Source organism: Saccharomonospora cyanea NA-134 (assembly GCF_000244975.1).
Classification (GTDB): domain Bacteria; phylum Actinomycetota; class Actinomycetes; order Mycobacteriales; family Pseudonocardiaceae; genus Saccharomonospora; species Saccharomonospora cyanea.
Genome location: NZ_CM001440.1, coordinates 1602331 through 1617643, shown reverse-complemented (window position 1 = coordinate 1617643; position 15313 = coordinate 1602331). Strand labels below are relative to the sequence as shown.

At 70.3% G+C, this 15313-nt stretch carries 15 protein-coding genes; 5 read left to right on the top strand and 10 right to left on the bottom strand.

Annotated features, from left to right (window positions below; translation table 11 throughout):
- Positions 1-63: 63 nt before the first annotated feature.
- The 4 genes from SACCYDRAFT_RS07840 to hrcA form a co-directional block, all read right to left on the bottom strand.
- Entirely contained in the window at positions 64-450 is a 387-nt protein-coding gene (locus SACCYDRAFT_RS07840; protein WP_005455170.1) for a histidine triad nucleotide-binding protein, read from the bottom strand.
- 352 nt (positions 451-802) lie between these two features.
- Positions 803-1564, bottom strand: coding sequence for a 16S rRNA (uracil(1498)-N(3))-methyltransferase (locus tag SACCYDRAFT_RS07835; protein ID WP_005455168.1), 762 nt, complete (start codon positions 1562-1564; stop codon positions 803-805).
- Between the two features lie 30 nt (positions 1565-1594).
- Positions 1595-2752 (bottom strand): molecular chaperone DnaJ, encoded by a 1158-nt coding sequence (gene dnaJ, locus SACCYDRAFT_RS07830; RefSeq protein ID WP_005455167.1) that lies wholly within the window; start codon positions 2750-2752, stop codon positions 1595-1597.
- Between the two features lie 69 nt (positions 2753-2821).
- On the bottom strand, positions 2822-3847 hold the full coding sequence (gene hrcA / locus SACCYDRAFT_RS07825) for a heat-inducible transcriptional repressor HrcA (protein WP_005455164.1): 1026 nt from the start codon (positions 3845-3847) through the stop codon (positions 2822-2824).
- A 232-nt stretch (positions 3848-4079) separates the two neighbouring features.
- Here hrcA and SACCYDRAFT_RS07820 point away from each other — a divergent pair, with 232 nt between their 5' ends.
- Positions 4080-4457, top strand: coding sequence for an SSI family serine proteinase inhibitor (locus tag SACCYDRAFT_RS07820; RefSeq protein ID WP_043536275.1), 378 nt, complete (start codon positions 4080-4082; stop codon positions 4455-4457).
- 154 nt (positions 4458-4611) lie between these two features.
- On the opposite strand, the gene SACCYDRAFT_RS07815 is transcribed toward SACCYDRAFT_RS07820, so the two are convergent.
- Positions 4612-5259: a TetR/AcrR family transcriptional regulator gene (locus SACCYDRAFT_RS07815; protein WP_005455162.1), complete on the bottom strand. Its 648-nt coding sequence runs from the start codon at positions 5257-5259 to the stop codon at positions 4612-4614.
- 125 nt (positions 5260-5384) lie between these two features.
- Here SACCYDRAFT_RS07815 and SACCYDRAFT_RS07810 point away from each other — a divergent pair, with 125 nt between their 5' ends.
- Positions 5385-6947 (top strand): FAD-dependent monooxygenase, encoded by a 1563-nt coding sequence (locus tag SACCYDRAFT_RS07810; protein WP_005455161.1) that lies wholly within the window; start codon positions 5385-5387, stop codon positions 6945-6947.
- 28 nt (positions 6948-6975) lie between these two features.
- Here the strand turns inward: SACCYDRAFT_RS07810 and SACCYDRAFT_RS07805 are convergent, their stop codons facing one another.
- The gene (locus SACCYDRAFT_RS07805) at positions 6976-7776 is read right to left on the bottom strand and encodes a siderophore-interacting protein (RefSeq protein WP_005455160.1); all 801 of its coding nucleotides are present in this window, start codon (positions 7774-7776) and stop codon (positions 6976-6978) included.
- Positions 7777-7889: 113 nt separating this feature from the next.
- On the opposite strand from SACCYDRAFT_RS07805, the gene SACCYDRAFT_RS07800 reads away from it, so the two are divergent.
- Both SACCYDRAFT_RS07800 and SACCYDRAFT_RS07795 read left to right on the top strand, forming a co-directional pair.
- The gene (locus tag SACCYDRAFT_RS07800) at positions 7890-9599 is read left to right on the top strand and encodes a GMC oxidoreductase (RefSeq protein ID WP_005455159.1); all 1710 of its coding nucleotides are present in this window, start codon (positions 7890-7892) and stop codon (positions 9597-9599) included.
- A 13-nt stretch (positions 9600-9612) separates the two neighbouring features.
- The gene (locus SACCYDRAFT_RS07795; protein ID WP_005455158.1) at positions 9613-10233 is read left to right on the top strand and encodes a TetR/AcrR family transcriptional regulator; all 621 of its coding nucleotides are present in this window, start codon (positions 9613-9615) and stop codon (positions 10231-10233) included.
- A 7-nt stretch (positions 10234-10240) separates the two neighbouring features.
- Here the strand turns inward: SACCYDRAFT_RS07795 and SACCYDRAFT_RS07790 are convergent, their stop codons facing one another.
- The 3 genes from SACCYDRAFT_RS07790 to SACCYDRAFT_RS07780 all read right to left on the bottom strand — a co-directional run bounded on the left by SACCYDRAFT_RS07790 (position 10241) and on the right by SACCYDRAFT_RS07780 (position 13003).
- Complete coding sequence (locus tag SACCYDRAFT_RS07790) at positions 10241-10903, bottom strand: histidine phosphatase family protein (RefSeq protein ID WP_005455157.1); 663 nt, start codon at positions 10901-10903, stop codon at positions 10241-10243.
- Positions 10904-10925: 22 nt separating this feature from the next.
- A complete protein-coding gene (locus SACCYDRAFT_RS07785; RefSeq protein WP_005455156.1) occupies positions 10926-11681 on the bottom strand; it encodes an SDR family oxidoreductase in 756 nt (251 codons plus the stop codon).
- A gap of 113 nt (positions 11682-11794) precedes the next feature.
- The gene (locus tag SACCYDRAFT_RS07780; RefSeq protein WP_005455155.1) at positions 11795-13003 is read right to left on the bottom strand and encodes a S8 family peptidase; all 1209 of its coding nucleotides are present in this window, start codon (positions 13001-13003) and stop codon (positions 11795-11797) included.
- Positions 13004-13220: 217 nt separating this feature from the next.
- Here SACCYDRAFT_RS07780 and SACCYDRAFT_RS07775 point away from each other — a divergent pair, with 217 nt between their 5' ends.
- Complete coding sequence (locus tag SACCYDRAFT_RS07775; protein WP_005455154.1) at positions 13221-13502, top strand: hypothetical protein; 282 nt, start codon at positions 13221-13223, stop codon at positions 13500-13502.
- A gap of 114 nt (positions 13503-13616) precedes the next feature.
- Here the strand turns inward: SACCYDRAFT_RS07775 and SACCYDRAFT_RS07770 are convergent, their stop codons facing one another.
- Positions 13617-15233, bottom strand: coding sequence for an acyl-CoA synthetase (locus tag SACCYDRAFT_RS07770; protein ID WP_005455153.1), 1617 nt, complete (start codon positions 15231-15233; stop codon positions 13617-13619).
- Positions 15234-15313: the final 80 nt, after the last annotated feature.

The window sequence follows — 15313 nt, the reverse complement described above, 5'->3', positions numbered from 1 at the left end:
GAACACGTCGATGTTAACGGCATCGACCGCCTCGGGGCAGGTGAGTTTACCCGCCACCTGGGCTCACTGGGAATAACGTCCGAAGTGGCCGAGCTGTTCCCCTCCGACGACGTGGGCGTGCACGTGGAAGACCGTCTGTCCGGCGTCGGCGCCGGTGTTGAACACCAGCCGGTAACCGTTGTCGAGGCCTTCCAGCTCGGCGACCCTCGCGGCCGTGGCCACGACGTCCGCGAGCAACGCCGGGTCGGCGGCCGCCAGCTCGGCAACGGTGCGGTAGCGGGTCTTGGGGACCACCAGGACGTGTGTGGCGGCCTGCGGGCTGATGTCGCGAAACGCCAGTGTGGTGGCGGTCTCGTGGACGATGTCCGCCGGAATCTCCCTGGCGATGATCCGCTCGAACAGCGTCTCGGCGGAATCGTCGGTGGCTTCGGTGGGATCGTGCTCGCTCAAGGCCCCTCCCGGCGTCGATCGTGGTCCGCGGTCTGCCAACTCGCTGTGTTCACAGCGTTCACAGCCATCTTCGCCCACGACCGGCACGAGGGCGCCGCGGGGCGGTGCAGCCTGGGGGTCGCTCCACTCGCCACCGCGGCTCCGCCGGACCGAGGGGGGAGACGTCCGGCGGGTCCTCGTCCTGCACGACGCCGTCGGTCACCCGCGCGTTCTCCGTGGCACGCCACGCAGGTCCCGCGTAGGTCGGGCAGGTTGCGCCTCAGCGTAGGGCGATCACCTTCACCGCGAAGCGAAAACCGCGCAGAAACCCGTGGACTTGTGCCACCGGCGCTAGCGGGCACGTCCGTTCGGCCTACGCCCAGCGCGCGGTCAGCGCACCCAGAGCGCCCAGAGCCACCGCCGCCGCCGTCGACGTACGCAACACCGTCGGTCCCAACCGGACACTCCGCGCACCCGCGTCGGCGAACGCGGCGAGTTCCTCGGGAGCGACCCCGCCCTCGGGGCCGACCACGAGTACGAGTTCGCCCGCCTCGGGCAACGCGAGGTCGGTGAGCGCTTCGGTGGCGGTGCCGTCGAGCACCAGGGCGAGGTCCGCGGTCGACAGCACGGTGGCGAGTTCCCGCGTGGTCACGGGTTCGGCGACCTCGGGCACCCATGCCCGGCGTGCCTGCTTGGCCGCCGCCCGGGCCGTGGCCCGCCACTTGCCGAGCGCCTTGGCTCCTCTCGGGCCGTCGTCCCAGCGGGCGACGCTGCGGGCGGCCCGCCACGGCACGATCGCGTCGACCCCCGCCTCCGTGGCCAACTCCACCGCCAGCTCACCGCGATCACCCTTCGCCAGCGCCTGCGCGACGGTCACCCGCAGTGCGGGGGCGGGCACGCTGCCCGTGCTCCGGACCCGCAACTCCACGGTGGGCCTGCGCCCCGGATGGACGGCGCGGGCAACGCAGTCGGCCGTCCCGCCACGCCCGTCCGACAGCGTCAGTCGCTCACCCTCGCGCAACCGGCGCACGGTGACGGCGTGGTGTGCCTCCTCGCCGTCGAGCACGGCGAGGTCGCCGTCCGGCAACGCGGGCACGAGGAAGATCGGTGGAGTGGTGTCGGTTGCCTCGCCCATGACGACTCGTCGCTTCCCGCGTCCGTGGCGTCAGCGGCTCTTGGAACGCAGCTTCGAGAACAGCCCGCCCGGCTTGTGGCCGTTGCCCGCCAGGGTCGGGACCTCTTCCCCACGCAGCCTGGCCAGCTCGCGCAGCAACTCGGCCTGCTCGTCGTCGAGTTTCGTGGGCACCACGACCTCGACACTGATGTGCAGGTCGCCACGGCCGTCGACGCGACCGGACGAACGCAGCCGCGGCATGCCGAGGCCCGGCAGCACGATCTCGGTGTTCGGCTGGGTACCCGGCTGGATCTCCACGTCGGTCTCGCCGTCCACCAGCGTCTCCATGGGGATCACCGCGCCGAGCGCGGCCGCCGTGACGGGCACGCGCAACCGGCAGTGCAGGTCGTTGCCCTGCCGCTCGAAGTCCTCGTGCGGAGCCTCGTCCACCTCGACGTAGAGGTCACCGGCGGGCCCGCCGCCGGGGCCGACCTCGCCCTGGCCGGACAGCCGGATGCGCATTCCGTCACCCACACCCGGCGGGATCTTCGCCGTCACGTCCCTGCGGGCCCGCACCCGGCCGTCACCGCCGCACTGCTGGCACGGGTCGGTGATGACCTCCCCGTAGCCGCGGCAGGTGGGGCAGGGACGAGCCGTCACGACCTGGCCGAGGAACGACCGCTGCACGGACTGCACCTCGCCCTGGCCACCACAGGTGTCACACGTGACGACACTGCCGCCTTCGGCCGTGCCCGCCCCCCGGCACCGGTCGCACAGGATGGCGGTGTCGACCGTGATCTGCTTGTTGACGCCCGTGGCGCACTCCTCCAGCGTCAGCTTCAGCCGGATGAGGGCGTCGGAGCCGGGCTGGACCCTGCTGCGCGGGCCCCGGCCTCGCGCACCTCCGGTGGCGGCGCCGAAGAAGGCGTCCATGATGTCGCCGAGGCCACCGAAGCCGGCGAACGGGTCGCGCGCACCGGCGCCCGCCCCGTTGCCCATGGGGTCGCCGCCCAGGTCGACGATCTTGCGCTTCTGGGGGTCGGACAGCACCTCGTAGGCGGTGGTGACCTCGCTGAACTTGTGCTGCGCGTCCTCGGAGGGGTTGACGTCGGGGTGCAGCTCACGCGCGAGCTTGCGATACGCGCGCTTGATCTCCTGTTCGGTCGCGTTCTTCGACACGCCGAGGATGCCGTAGTAATCCTTGGCCACCGTCTGCCGTCCTCCTAGAAAGCCTGCACAAGCTTGTCATCCGCGCTTCGAGCCCGGTCGGGCGGCCTCCTACCGCCCGGACAGGATCCGGCCCACGTACGTCGCGACCGCACGTACCGCAGCGATCGTCCCGGGGTAGTCCATCCGGGTGGGGCCGACCACGCCCATGCCCCCCAGTAGTACCTGGTCCGATCCGTACCCGATCGACACGACCGAGGTACTCCGCATCTGCTCGTCCTCATTTTCCTCCCCGATCCGCACCGTGACGGCACCGGGGTTGCGGGCGGCGGCGAGCAGCTTGAGCACGACGACCTGTTCCTCGAGCGCCTCCAGCACCTGGCGCAGTGAACCGGGGAAGTCCGCGACGTTGCGCGTGAGGTTGGCCGTACCCCCGAGCACGAGCCGCTCCTCGGGGTGTTCGACCAGCGACTCGACGAGCACCGTGCACACCCGCGTCATCACGTCGCGCAGGTCGGAAGGCGCCTGCTCCGGCAGCTCCGACACCTTCGCCGCCGCGTCGGCCAGCCGGTGTCCGGACAGGGTGCCGTTCAGCACTTCGCGCAGCCGGGCCACGGTCTCGTCGCCGACGACGTCACCGAGATCGACCGTTCGCTGGTCGACCCGGCCGGTGTCGGTGATGAGCACGATGAGAAGCCGGGCCGGCGTGAGCGCCACCACCTCCACGTGCCGGACGGTGGAGGAGGTCAACGTGGGGTACTGCACCACCGCGACCTGGCGCGTGAGCTGGGCCAGCAGCCTCACCGACCGCCGCAGCACGTCGTCGAGGTCGACGGCGCCCTCCAGAAACTGCACGATCGCTCGCCGCTCGGCGGCGGACAGCGGCTTGACCTCCGACAGCCGGTCGACGAACAACCGGTAACCTTTGTCGGTGGGGACGCGGCCCGCGCTGGTGTGAGGCTGGGTGATGTAGCCCTCCTCCTCCAGCGCCGCCATGTCGTTACGTACCGTGGCGCTCGACACACCCAGGTTGTGCCGGTCGACGAGGGCCTTCGACCCCACCGGCTCCTGGTTCGACACGTAGTCGGCGACGATGGCACGCAGGACCTCGAACCGACGCTCCTCCGCGTTGGCCACCAGCACCTCCTCTCGACGCTTGACCACGAGTTTACGTGCGGCCGAGTCCGCCCAGGTGCTCACGCAGGGTCAAAACCCCTGGACAGCCGCCCGGAACAGCGGCTACGCGACCGGCCCCGACGCACCGAGTGATCTCAAACACATACCGCGAGACGCCGAACCCCACAACGAGTGAACACGATCAGCCGATCGAGTAAACAGGTCTCCTCCGGTGCGAGCCGATAGTCAGGGCATGCCCATGTTCGGAGCGACATCCCTCGCCGCCTGCGTGGTCGCGGCCATGTGCACGGGTGGCCCCGCCACCGCCGCGCCCGACTCCTCCTTCGTTCTGAGCCTCACCGACGCCAGGGGCGCCACCACGTTCGTGGAGCTGACGTGCGGCCCCGCGCAAGGCAGCCACCCGCAGCCGGACACGGCCTGCCAAGCGCTGGAGCAGGCCGACGGCGACTTCGCGCGACTCCCCGCGAAGGAGCAGCTCTGCACGATGATCCATTCGCCGGTACTGGCGAGGGCCAGCGGCGACTGGCACGGCACCCCGGTCGACTTCACCGCCGAGTACTCCAACCGCTGCTTCGCCGACGCTCGGTCAGGCGGCGTGTTCTCCTTCTGATCCCGCAACGAGAAGGCCACCGCCCCCACCCGGGGGACGGTGGCCTTCGTCGTGTGGTCCGCGAAACGGTCGGGCTCGGCACCGGTCGGCACAGTGAGGCACCGGACCGGCTTCGGCTCCTGGGCGAACGGGACCACGCTTCCGTGACACGGCGTCACCGATGCCGGCGGTACCGTTCCTCGGCGGCGTCGAGCGCGGGGACGAGAGGTGCGAGCGCGGCGCGGAGCAGGTCCGGCAGCGCACCGGAGGGCACGACGAGTCCGCCCGTCGCGGGTGATGTGGCGGCCGGTCGTAGCCATCGTTCGAGGGCGACGCGGACCGCGGCGGTCACGCTGGCCGCGAGCACGCGGGGGGTGTGCGGATCGGTGTCACCGAGACGCCGGGCGATCGCGTCGGTGAGGGGGTGTTCGATCGCCGTGGCGGCATGGAGGAACGCTTCGCGCAGCGTGGGGCTGGTGGTGATCAGCGGCATCGCGTCGTGGTCGGGGTCGCCCGCGTCGGTGTACTGAGCCACGACCGCTTCGACGACGACGTCGGCGAGACGCACGCCGGCGGGGTGGTCGGCCACCGCCGCCGCGATCCGTGCTTCCCGTTCGGCGGTGACGGCGGAGACGATGGCCTGCTCACGGCTGGAGAAGTAGTTGTTGTAGGTCCGCGGTGAGACACCGGCGGCCTCGGCGATGTCGTCGACGCGCACGTTCTCCGGCCCCCGTTCGAGCGCCAGCCGCAGTGCCGCCTGCCGCAACGCCTCCCGGGTGGCCTGCTTCTTCTGCTCGCGCAATCCCGCCCGTCGTGCTGCCATCGTGCCAGCATCCCACCTTTCTTGCACTCGCGCAAGTTTGCGTGCACGCAAGTTTTGTGGCTAGCCTGAGGCCGTTGCCGGGCTGGTTCGTCCTGCCCTCTTCCATGCGAACGAAGGAGAATCCAGTGACCACTGATGTCGTTGTCGTCGGCGGCGGCCCGAACGGACTGATGCTGGCCTGCGAGCTGGGTCTGGCCGGGGTCCGGCCGATCGTGCTGGAACGCCTGCCGGAACCGAACAGGGAACCGAAGGCGAACGGGTTGCTCGGCCAGGTCGTGAGGATGCTCGACCGCCGTGGGCTGCACGAGCGGCTCAGCGGTAGCGCGGAGCCGCCACAGCCGAACTCCGCGTACTTCATGTTCGGCGCGCTGAGCCTGGATCTGAGCCTGCTGGAGGACAGCCCGGTCCATGCCCTGCCCGCACCACAGCACCGGATCGAACAGGTCCTGCAACAGCGTGCCCTCGAACTCGGTGCGGAGATCCGGAGAGGACACGAGGTCGTCGGTATGTCACAGGACGACGACGCGGTCACCGTCGAGATCGCGGGTCCGGCCGGGGCCTACCGGTTGCGGGCTCGCTACCTCGTCGGCGCGGACGGAGCGCACAGCGTCACGCGCAAGCTGTCGGGCATCGGTTTTCCCGGCGTCACCTACGACCGGATGACCGTCCGATCAGCGCACGCGACGGTGCCGACGGAGTGGGTCGATCCCGATACCGGCACCCTGGACGTGCCCGGATACGGCACTGTTGCGCCGTTCCTGCCCCATCGCACCGAGCACGGAGGGTTCTCCTACGCACCACTGCCCGGCCATCCGCCGCTGCTCAGCACCACGGAATGGGACCAGCCCGAGACCGGCACCCCTATGAGCCTCGACGAGTTGCGAGCGAGTGTCCGCCGCGTGCTCGGCGTCGACGTGCCGCTCGGTCCGCCCGAAGGCGAGGGGCCGCACGTGCTGCGCCGGTTGACCGGCGGCAACACCCGCGTGGCCGAGCGGTTCTCCGAGGGCCGGGTCTTCCTGATCGGCGACGCCGCTCACGTGTTCTCCGCCACCGGAGGCGGGCCCGGGCTCAACCTCGGCCTGCAGGACGCGGTCAACCTCGGCTGGAAGCTCGCCGCCGAGGTCCACGGCGGCGCCCCACCCGGTCTGCTGAACAGCTACGGGACCGAACGGCGAGCGGCCGCCCACCGCATGGTGCTCAACGCGCAGGCACAGTCGGCCCTGATCGCCCCCGGCGGCGACGTCACCGGGCTGCGCGAAGTGTTCGGCGAACTGCTCCGCGACCGGAACGCCGTGCGGCGACTCGCCGAACTCACCACGGGCGCGGACGTCCGCTACGACATGGGCGGAGCCGCCACGCACCCGCTGGTCGGCCGGTTCGCGCCCGAGCTGGCCCTGCGCACTTCGACCGGAGTCGTCCGGCTGGCGGAGCTGACCAGAACGGCACGCCCACTGCTGCTGGACCTCACCGAGGAGGCCACACTGGCGCGGACGCTGTCCGAGTGGCACGACCAGGTCGATGTCGTCACCGCCCACCCCCAGACCGGCGCGCCCACCGCCCTGCTCCTCCGCCCGGACTGCCACGTCGCCTGGGCGACCGCGTCACCCCACCCGGACGCCGCGGACCGGCAGGCACTCAGGGCGGCGCTGCGGCGCTGGCTCCGTCCCGTCGAACTCGTGCGCACCTGACCGCCGGGGACTTCCTGGACGGCGCGCCTCAGGCCATGAACGCCTTCTTCTCCTTGCGCCAGGACTCGTCCGTGCGGCCCTGCCGCCAGTAGCCCGAGATCGACAGCAACTCCCGGTCGAGTCCCCGCTCGCGCAGCAGGTGTCCTCGGAGGTCACGCACCATCCCGGCCTCCCCGTGGACGAACGCCTGCACGGACCCGGAGCCGACATCGAGTGCGCGCACCTCGCTCACGAGGTCGTCCCCGTCGGCACGGTGCAGCCACCGGAGATCCACGGCACCCTTCGTGGACAGGGCCTGCTGTTCGTCCTGGTTCTCCACGAGCAGGCGGACGGTGGCGGGGGCCCCGGCGGGCAGCGCCTCCAGCGACGCGGCGATCGCGGGCAACGCGGACTCGTCGCCGACGAACAGATGCCGGTCGACGTCGACGCGCGGGGCGTAGGCGCCGCCGGGGCCGCGCAGGAGCACCTCGTCACCGGGCCGCACCCGCGACGCCCACGGTCCGCCCAGTCCCTCGTCGCCGTGGACGAGGATGTCGAGTGCGAGTTCCCCGGCGTCGGCGTCGTGGTAGCGGACGGTGTAGGTACGCATGCGCGGCCATTGCTCGCGCGGAAGGGACTCCTGTACGGCGGCGAGGTCGAACGGCTCCGGGTAACGCACGCCCGGGACTCGGAACAGCACCTTCACGTACGAGTCGGTGAACCCGTTGTGCCGGAACGAGGCGAGTCCCTCGCCACCGCACACGACCCTGATCATCTGCGGGGTGAGGCGCTCGGTGCGCACCACCCGCGCCTGGATCGTCGGCTTGCCGTTTCGGCCCCGCTCCGCCATCCGAACTCCCTGAGTACGTTTGTTAGGTATGCCTTTCCTACCCTAGTTCACCGCCGCCGAACCACCCGATCGCTTCATTGCCAGATTGCCAACACCTGGTCGACCGTGGACGCATGGTGCGATTCGACTACGACGTCGTGGTCATCGGGTCCGGCTTCGGTGGCAGCGTCAGCGCGTTACGGCTCACCGAGAAGGGCTACCGGGTAGGCGTTCTGGAGGCGGGCAGGCGCTTCGCCGACCACGAGTTCGCGCGGACGTCGTGGCACCTGCGCGACTACCTGTTCGCCCCCCTGCTCGGCTGCACGGGGATCCTGCGCGTCACCCCCTTCCCGGACGTCCTCGTGGTGACCGGAGCCGGGGTCGGCGGCGGTTCCCTCGGCTACGGCAACACGCTGTACGAGCCGCCCGGCACGTTCTTCGCCGACCGGCAGTGGGCGGACATCACGGACTGGAAGACCGAGCTCGCTCCCTACTACGACCAGGCGAAACGCATGCTCGGCGTGACCACCAACCCGTGGACGTCCCCGGCCGACGAGGTGATGCGGCAGGTCGCCGAGGACCTGGGCGTCGGCCGCACCTACCGCCCGACACCCGTCGGCGTGTTCTTCGGAGACGGCGACACACGACCGGGGACGAGGGTGCCCGACCCCTTCTTCGGCGGGTTGGGCCCCGACCGGCGTGCCTGCACGCACTGCGGCGAGTGCCTCACCGGTTGCCGGCACGGCGCCAAGAACACCCTGGTGAAGAACTACCTCCACCTCGCCGAGAAAGCGGGCGCGACCGTGCACCCGCTCACGACGGTGACCGAGGTCCGCCCACTACCCGGTGGTGGCTACGCCTGCTCCTCCGTTCACACGACACAGCGCTGGCGCAAGCGCGTCTTCACGGCCGAGCAGGTGGTGTTCGCCGCTTCCTCCCTGGGCACCCAGCGACTCCTGCACCGCATGCGCGACCGTGGGCTGCTGCCCCGGCTCTCGTCGCGGCTCGGCCTACTCGCGAGAACGAACTCCGAAGCCGTCCTGGCCGCGCGCACGACTCGCCGCGACGCGGCGTACCACCGCGGTGTCGCGATCAGTTCGTCCTTCCATCCCGACGAGGTCACCCATGTCGAACCGGTGCGCTACGGCAAGGGCAGCAACCTGCTGGGCCTGCTCGGGACCGTGCTGGTCGACCCCGTCCCCGGCAAACCCCGGTGGCGGGCCGGGCTCGCGGAGTTGGCACGTCAGAGGCGGAGGTTGCCCGCGTTGCACAACCCACGCCACTGGTCGGAACAGACGATCGCGCTGTTGGTGATGCAGTCGCTCGACAACTCCGTCACCACCTACACGCGGCGGGGCCTGTTCGGCAGGCGCATGCTCACGAAACAGGGCGTGGGCGAGCCGAGCCCCACCTGGATCCCGGCGGGACACGACGTGGTGCGCCGGATCGCCGACCGCATCGGCGGCATCGCGGGCGGCGGCTGGAACGACCTGTTCGACCGCCCGTTGACGGGCCACTTCATCGGTGGTTGCGTCATCGGGGACTCCCCGGACACCGGCGTGGTGGACGCCTACCAACGGGTGTACGGCCATCCGGGACTGCACATCATGGACGGTTCGGCGGTGTCGGCCAACCTGGGTGTCAACCCGTCGCTCACGATCACCGCGCAGGCCGAACGCGCCATGGCCCTGTGGCCCAACAAGGGCGAGCCGGATCCCCGCCCACCACTGTCCGCCCCCTACGAACGGATCGCACCCGTCGCACCGGACCACCCGATCGTGCCCACCACGGCCGTCGGGGCCCTCCGGCTGCCGATTTTCCCGGCGAAACGCGGGTCCGCGTGAGAAACTCCACCGCATGACCACGGAATCCGTGCCGAAGTGGCGGCGGCTGGAACCCGACGAGCGTAGAGAGCAGATCTTCGCCTGTGCCGCCGAACTGTTCGGAGAACGCCCGTACGCCGATGTGTCCACGTCGGACATCGCCGCACGCGCGGGCGTGGCCCGGGGGTTGATCAACCACTACTTCGGCACCAAACGCGAGCTGTATCTGGCCGTGGTACGGCGCGCCCTCAACATCCCCTACGACGTCGCGACGGGGCTGCCCGAAGGTTCCACCGAGGAACGCGCCAAGGCCGCGGTCGACTGGTTCATGGACATGGTGAGCAAGCAGGAGAAGACGTGGCTCGCCGTCATCACCCCGGAAGGCATCGGACGTGACCTCGAAGTCGAACGCATCCTCGACGACGCCGACCGCCACGCTGCCGACCGTGTCCTGGAAGCCATGGGTTTCGCCCGCGACGACCCGCGGTGGGAACAGTTCAACGCCGTCATCCGCGCCTACGGCGGCATGGTGAAGGTCGCGGGCCGCGAGTGGCTCGTACGCGGCACGCTCGACCGCGCCCAGGTGCACACGCTGCTCAGCCAGGTACTCCAGTCGCTCGTCGACGACGTGCTCCCCGAACTCGCGACCACGTGAGCGCCGCTCAACGGTAGGTCAGCAGACCCGTCGCCTCACCGTCGAAGTGGCCGTGCTCGTTGAACGACACCAGCGTGGTGCCGGAGCGCCCGGTGACCACCTTGGTCAGTCCCGCGTTCACCGTCACCCGGTTCAGGGACAGCATTCCCCTGGCGGCATCCCCCAACAGGTCACCACACAACGCCGAGATCACCCCGCCCGACGTGAAGACCACGGCCCGCTCCCCCTTGCCCAGGCTCGAGGAGACCTCGTCGAACACCGCGCGCACGCGGGCCAGGAACATCGGCCACGTCTCGGCGCACGGGCCGTCCGCCCCCGCCTCGATCCACGCCGTCAACGCCTTCTCCAGCGCGTCCTGGTAGGCCCTCGGGTCGGCACTGTCCTGCGCTGCCCCTCCGCCGTGGTGCGCCGCGATGTCGACGTGGTCGTACTCGTTCCACCGGGCGTCGGGCTCGACGGGTGTGCCGGAGCCGGACTCCGCGAGCGCCAGTTCCGCGGTGGCACGCTGTCGCGCCAGCGTGCCGCACCGTGCCGCGGACACGCTCACGCCACGGCGGGCGAGTTCGACTCCGACGGCCCGAGCCTGGGCACGCCCGAGGTCGGACAACACGTCGTAGTTCGCCGCACCGAACGACGCCTGCCCGTGCCGGACCAGGTAGACGGCTCCCATCCGCGGGTCCTTCCCTTCTCGTTCAGGCGAACCTGCGGAACAGGCTCGTCGGCAACACACGCACGAGCACGCTGAGCGGCGTCCACGGCCAGGTCGGCACGTAGGCCCTCGCGGGCTCACGTTCGATCGCCTTGACCAGTGCCCGCGCGCCCGCGTCCGCGCTCGCCAGCAGCGGGGTCCGCCCCGAGGTTCGTCGGGTCATCTCCGACTCGATGTAGCCGGGCAGCACGGTGGTGACGGCGATCGGTGTGGTCGACAGGTCCGCACGGATGCCGTCGGCGAGCGTGGCGATGCCCGCCTTCGAGGCCGCGTAGGCGGTGAGGTTGCGCGGCATGCCCCGCACGGCGCTGAACGACGACACCACCACGAGGTGCCCCGCGTTCTGCTCCCGGAAGATCGACACAGCGGCCTCGCACTGCGCCAGCCCGGCGACGAGGTTCGTCTCCACGGTCTGCCGGTTGGCGGTGAAGTACCCCGTGCCGACGGGCTGCCCCTTGCCGAGACCCGCGTTGACGACCACCCGGTCGAGGACACCGAGTTCCGAGCGGAACTCGTCGAAGACCGTGAAAACCCGGTCGTGGTCGTTGACGTCGAGCTCACGGACGACGACACGGATGCCGGGGTGCCGCTCGGTGAGTTCCGCGGCGAGGGCGTCGAGCCGGTCGCGACGACGGGCACACAGCGCGAGGTTGCGCCCCTGTGCGGCGAACTTCCGGGCCATTCCCTCACCGAGACCGGCGCTGGCACCGGTGATCACGATGTTCTTCCGTACGGCCATACGCAGACCCTACCCGGACCTTACCCGACAGTAACAAGGCCGGCCCGACGCGAGGTGCGCCGGGCCGGCCTGTGCAGGAGGAGAAATGACGTGCGAGTGCACGCGGTGTCGCGTCAGCCGCCCACGTAGAGCAGGCGGTTCGGGGTCTGTCCCGTCGGGTTGGAGATGACGTCCGGCGTCGCCGAGGAGGTCAGCGCGTCGGCGACCTCGGCGGGCGAGGCGTCCGGGTTGGCGGCCAGGTGCAGCGCGGCCGCACCGACCACGTGCGGAGTCGCCATCGAGGTACCGCTGATGGTGTTCTCACCGCCGTCGTGCCACGCCGAGGTGATGTTCACACCGGGAGCGTAGATGTCCACCACGTCGCCGTAGTTGGAGAAGTACGCCTGGCTGTCGTCCTGGTCGCTGGCCGCCACGGTGATCGCCTCGGTGACCCGGGCCGGCGACGAGTTGTTCGCGTCGGACGACTCGTTGCCCGCCGCGACACCGAACGTGACACCGGCCTCGATGGCACCGAGGACGGCCGCGTCGAGAGCCGCGTCGGCGCCACCGCCCAGGCTCATGTTCGCCACGGACGGCCCGGACGCGTTCTCGGCGACCCACTCGACACCCGCGATGACGCCGGCGGTGGTGCCGCTGCCGTTCGCGTCGAGCACCCGCACCCCGACGAGGTTCACGTCGGGCGCCACACCGTAGGTCGAGCCGCCGATCGTGCCGGCCACGTGCGTGCCGTGCCCGTTCTCGTCGGTGGCGTCGTCGTCGTTGTCCACGAAGTCCGCGCCCGGCTGGAGGCGGTCGCCGAAGTCGCTGTGCTCCGACACGCCGGTGTCGATGATGTACGCCGTGACCTCCGAGGCCGAGGTCGGCGGCGTGTAGCTGTCGTCCAGCGGCAGGTCTCGCTGGTCGATCCGGTCGAGGCCCCACGACGAGACGGCCTGCGTACCCGACTCGTCGGCGATGTGGAACCGCTGGTTCTGGCTGACGAACGCGACGGACTCGTCGGCGGCCAGCCGCTTCGCCGTCGCCTCGTCGGCGGCGACGGCGAAACCGTCGATCGCCGTGTCGAACGTCTGCTTCACCGTGGCGCCGTAGTCGGCGGCGAGTGTGCGCGCCTGCGCGGACACCGCCGAGGCCGACAGCGAACCGGCCTTGTCGTCCTTCAGCACGACGATGTAGCTGCCGTCGATCGCGCGTGCCGACTCCGCGTGGACGATCTGTCCCGTCTCGGCGTGCGCGGGAGCCACCGCTGCGGCGAACAGTCCCGTCACACCCACCGCGACGGCACCGGTCAGGGCCGCCCGTGTGGTTTTCTTGGAGGTGCCCATCAGTAACCTTTCCGTGTCAGGCGACAACGTGGTGTGACCATGAGAGCCCTGACCGTGGAACATGGGCAATGATTCACATTTACCAGTTCTGAGCCATTCGACGGAGTGAGCATTAGCCCGTTTGGGCTAACTCTTTCGCATCAGCTTCCTCACCAGGCGTTACAGGTGCTGCTAACGTGTTCCCATATCGTTATTCAAGGGTAGTCGGGGGAATACGATGAGTAGCGCGACGGCGTTTTCCGAAGAGCTTCGGTCGGCGATCTCCACGAGTGGCCTGAGCCTCGACCGCATCCAGGTGAGGTTGCAGGAACGCGGCGTCCCCGTGAGTGTCACCGCGCTGAGCTACTGGCAGTCCGGCAAGCGTCAGCCCGAACGGCAGCGGTCACTGCGCGCGGTGCTGGCGCTGGAACAGATCCTCGACGTCCCGACGGGCTCCCTGCTGAGCCTCCTCCCACCGCCGCGCCCGCGCGGTATCGCCTCCCGCCGCCACCTTGCCTGACACCGTGTCCGCACTTCCCGCACGCGTGTCCGCAGCCTACGGCGCGAACACCGAACCCCACGTACCAGAACTGCCAACACCCGTGCACCACCTGCGGACACGGTTGCTTCAGAGCTACTCCAGCGCCTTGCGGAGGACCTTTCCGGTGGAGTTGCGGGGCAGGCTGTCGAGGAACTCGACGTCGCGGGGCACCTTGAACCGCGCCAGGTTGTTCCGCACGTGCTCGCGCAGGAGCTCCGCGTCCGCCTCCGCCCCGTCACGCACGACGACGAACGCCTTGAGCCGCTGCCCGAACTCCTCGTCGGGCACTCCGATCACAGCGGCCTCGCGCACGTCGGGGTGCTCCACGAGCACGTTCTCGACCTCGACGGGATAGACGTTCTCCCCGCCCGAGACGATCATCTCGTCGTCGCGGCCGTCGATGAACAGCAGCCCGTCGGCGTCGACGTGCCCGACGTCTCCGGTGGCGATCAGGCCGTCGACCGTGTCCCTGGTCGCGCCGTCGGTGTAGCCCTTGAACGCGAGGCCACTGCCGACGAACACCCGGCCGGTGACGTACGGCGTGGTGATGCGCCTGCCCTCGTCGTCGTAGAGCGCGACCCGGCACCCCACGGGCGGCCGCCCCACGGTGCCCGGCGCCCTCACCCAGTCCTCGGGTGTCGCGACGGTGGCCACCGCGACCTCCGTGGAGCCGTACACGTTGTGGACCACGTCGCCGAACGCCTCCCTGGCACGGTTGCCCACTTCGGGCGCGAGCGCCGAGCCCGCGACGAAGATCACGCGCAGGCTGGACGTGTCGTACCTGGCCAGCACGTCCGCCCCGAGGTCGAGGATCCGCTGGAGCATGGTCGGCACGAGCACGACCGCGGTGCACCGGTGCTCGGCGACGCCGCGCAGCGTGGCTTCGGGGTCGAACCGCCTGCGCAACACCACCGTGCAGCCGAGCGCGCACGAGAGGATGAACTGCGAGATGCCGGTGGCGTGGAACAGCGGCGCCCCGAAGTACGTCGCCTCACCGACCCGCAGGGGAATGCGGTCGAGGAACTCCGCGGAGTGCAGCGCCGAGACCTTCGGCCGGGGCGCGCCCTTCGGGGTGCCCGTGGTACCGCTGGTGAGCAGAACGAACCCGCCGGGTTTGGCGGGTGCGGGCAGCGGGTGGTCGTCACTGCCCGCGATGACGTCTTCGAGCAGCGGCGAGTCGGCGGAGTCGGAGTCCGTCCACGCGAGGTAGCGGTCGACGCCGACGATGTCGCCGAGCAGGCCCGTGAACTCCTCGTCGTGGACCAGCACGCCGACCTTCTCGCGCGCGACGACGTCGGTGAGCTGAGGCTTGGCGAACCCGGTGTTGAGCAGCAGCACCGGAACCCCGAGCTTGCCCGCGGCGAGCAGGGTGAGCACGAGGCCGCGATGGTCGCGACAGAGCACGGCCAGCGTGGTTCCCGGCCGCACACCGCGCTGCGACCAGGCCCGTGCCAGCGCGTTCGAACGCAGGTCGAGCTGGGCGAACGTCATCGATCCTCGTTCGTCGACGAGGCCGACGGCGTGCGGGGCGCGGCGCGCGGCGATGCGGACGGAACCGGCCAGCGGCCCGTAGCGTCGGGTGGCGACGAGCGACCGGACGGCCTCGTCGAGGCGGGGCACCGGCACGAGCCCCGCGCGATACAGCACCGCGATGCTGCGGGCGGTCCGTGCCACCGCACTCGCGACGTCGACCAGCGGTGATGGCCGCATCAGCACCTCCTCGTTCCCGTGGCACCCTCAACCTACCCGCAAGTAGGTTAAGGCGTCGAGCCCGGAATGTCGGTGTCCCG

Coding starts and splice junctions, on each gene's coding strand:
- SACCYDRAFT_RS07835 (WP_005455168.1), bottom strand. CDS start 1,564: ATGGGCGAGGCAACCGACACCACTCCACCGATCTTCCTCGTGCCCGCG.
- SACCYDRAFT_RS07820 (WP_043536275.1), top strand. CDS start 4,080: ATGCCCATGTTCGGAGCGACATCCCTCGCCGCCTGCGTGGTCGCGGCC.
- SACCYDRAFT_RS07815 (WP_005455162.1), bottom strand. CDS start 5,259: ATGGCAGCACGACGGGCGGGATTGCGCGAGCAGAAGAAGCAGGCCACC.
- SACCYDRAFT_RS07805 (WP_005455160.1), bottom strand. CDS start 7,776: ATGGCGGAGCGGGGCCGAAACGGCAAGCCGACGATCCAGGCGCGGGTG.
- SACCYDRAFT_RS07800 (WP_005455159.1), top strand. CDS start 7,890: ATGGTGCGATTCGACTACGACGTCGTGGTCATCGGGTCCGGCTTCGGT.
- SACCYDRAFT_RS07795 (WP_005455158.1), top strand. CDS start 9,613: ATGACCACGGAATCCGTGCCGAAGTGGCGGCGGCTGGAACCCGACGAG.
- SACCYDRAFT_RS07790 (WP_005455157.1), bottom strand. CDS start 10,903: ATGGGAGCCGTCTACCTGGTCCGGCACGGGCAGGCGTCGTTCGGTGCG.
- SACCYDRAFT_RS07785 (WP_005455156.1), bottom strand. CDS start 11,681: ATGGCCGTACGGAAGAACATCGTGATCACCGGTGCCAGCGCCGGTCTC.
- SACCYDRAFT_RS07780 (WP_005455155.1), bottom strand. CDS start 13,003: ATGGGCACCTCCAAGAAAACCACACGGGCGGCCCTGACCGGTGCCGTC.
- SACCYDRAFT_RS07775 (WP_005455154.1), top strand. CDS start 13,221: ATGAGTAGCGCGACGGCGTTTTCCGAAGAGCTTCGGTCGGCGATCTCC.
- SACCYDRAFT_RS07770 (WP_005455153.1), bottom strand. CDS start 15,233: ATGCGGCCATCACCGCTGGTCGACGTCGCGAGTGCGGTGGCACGGACC.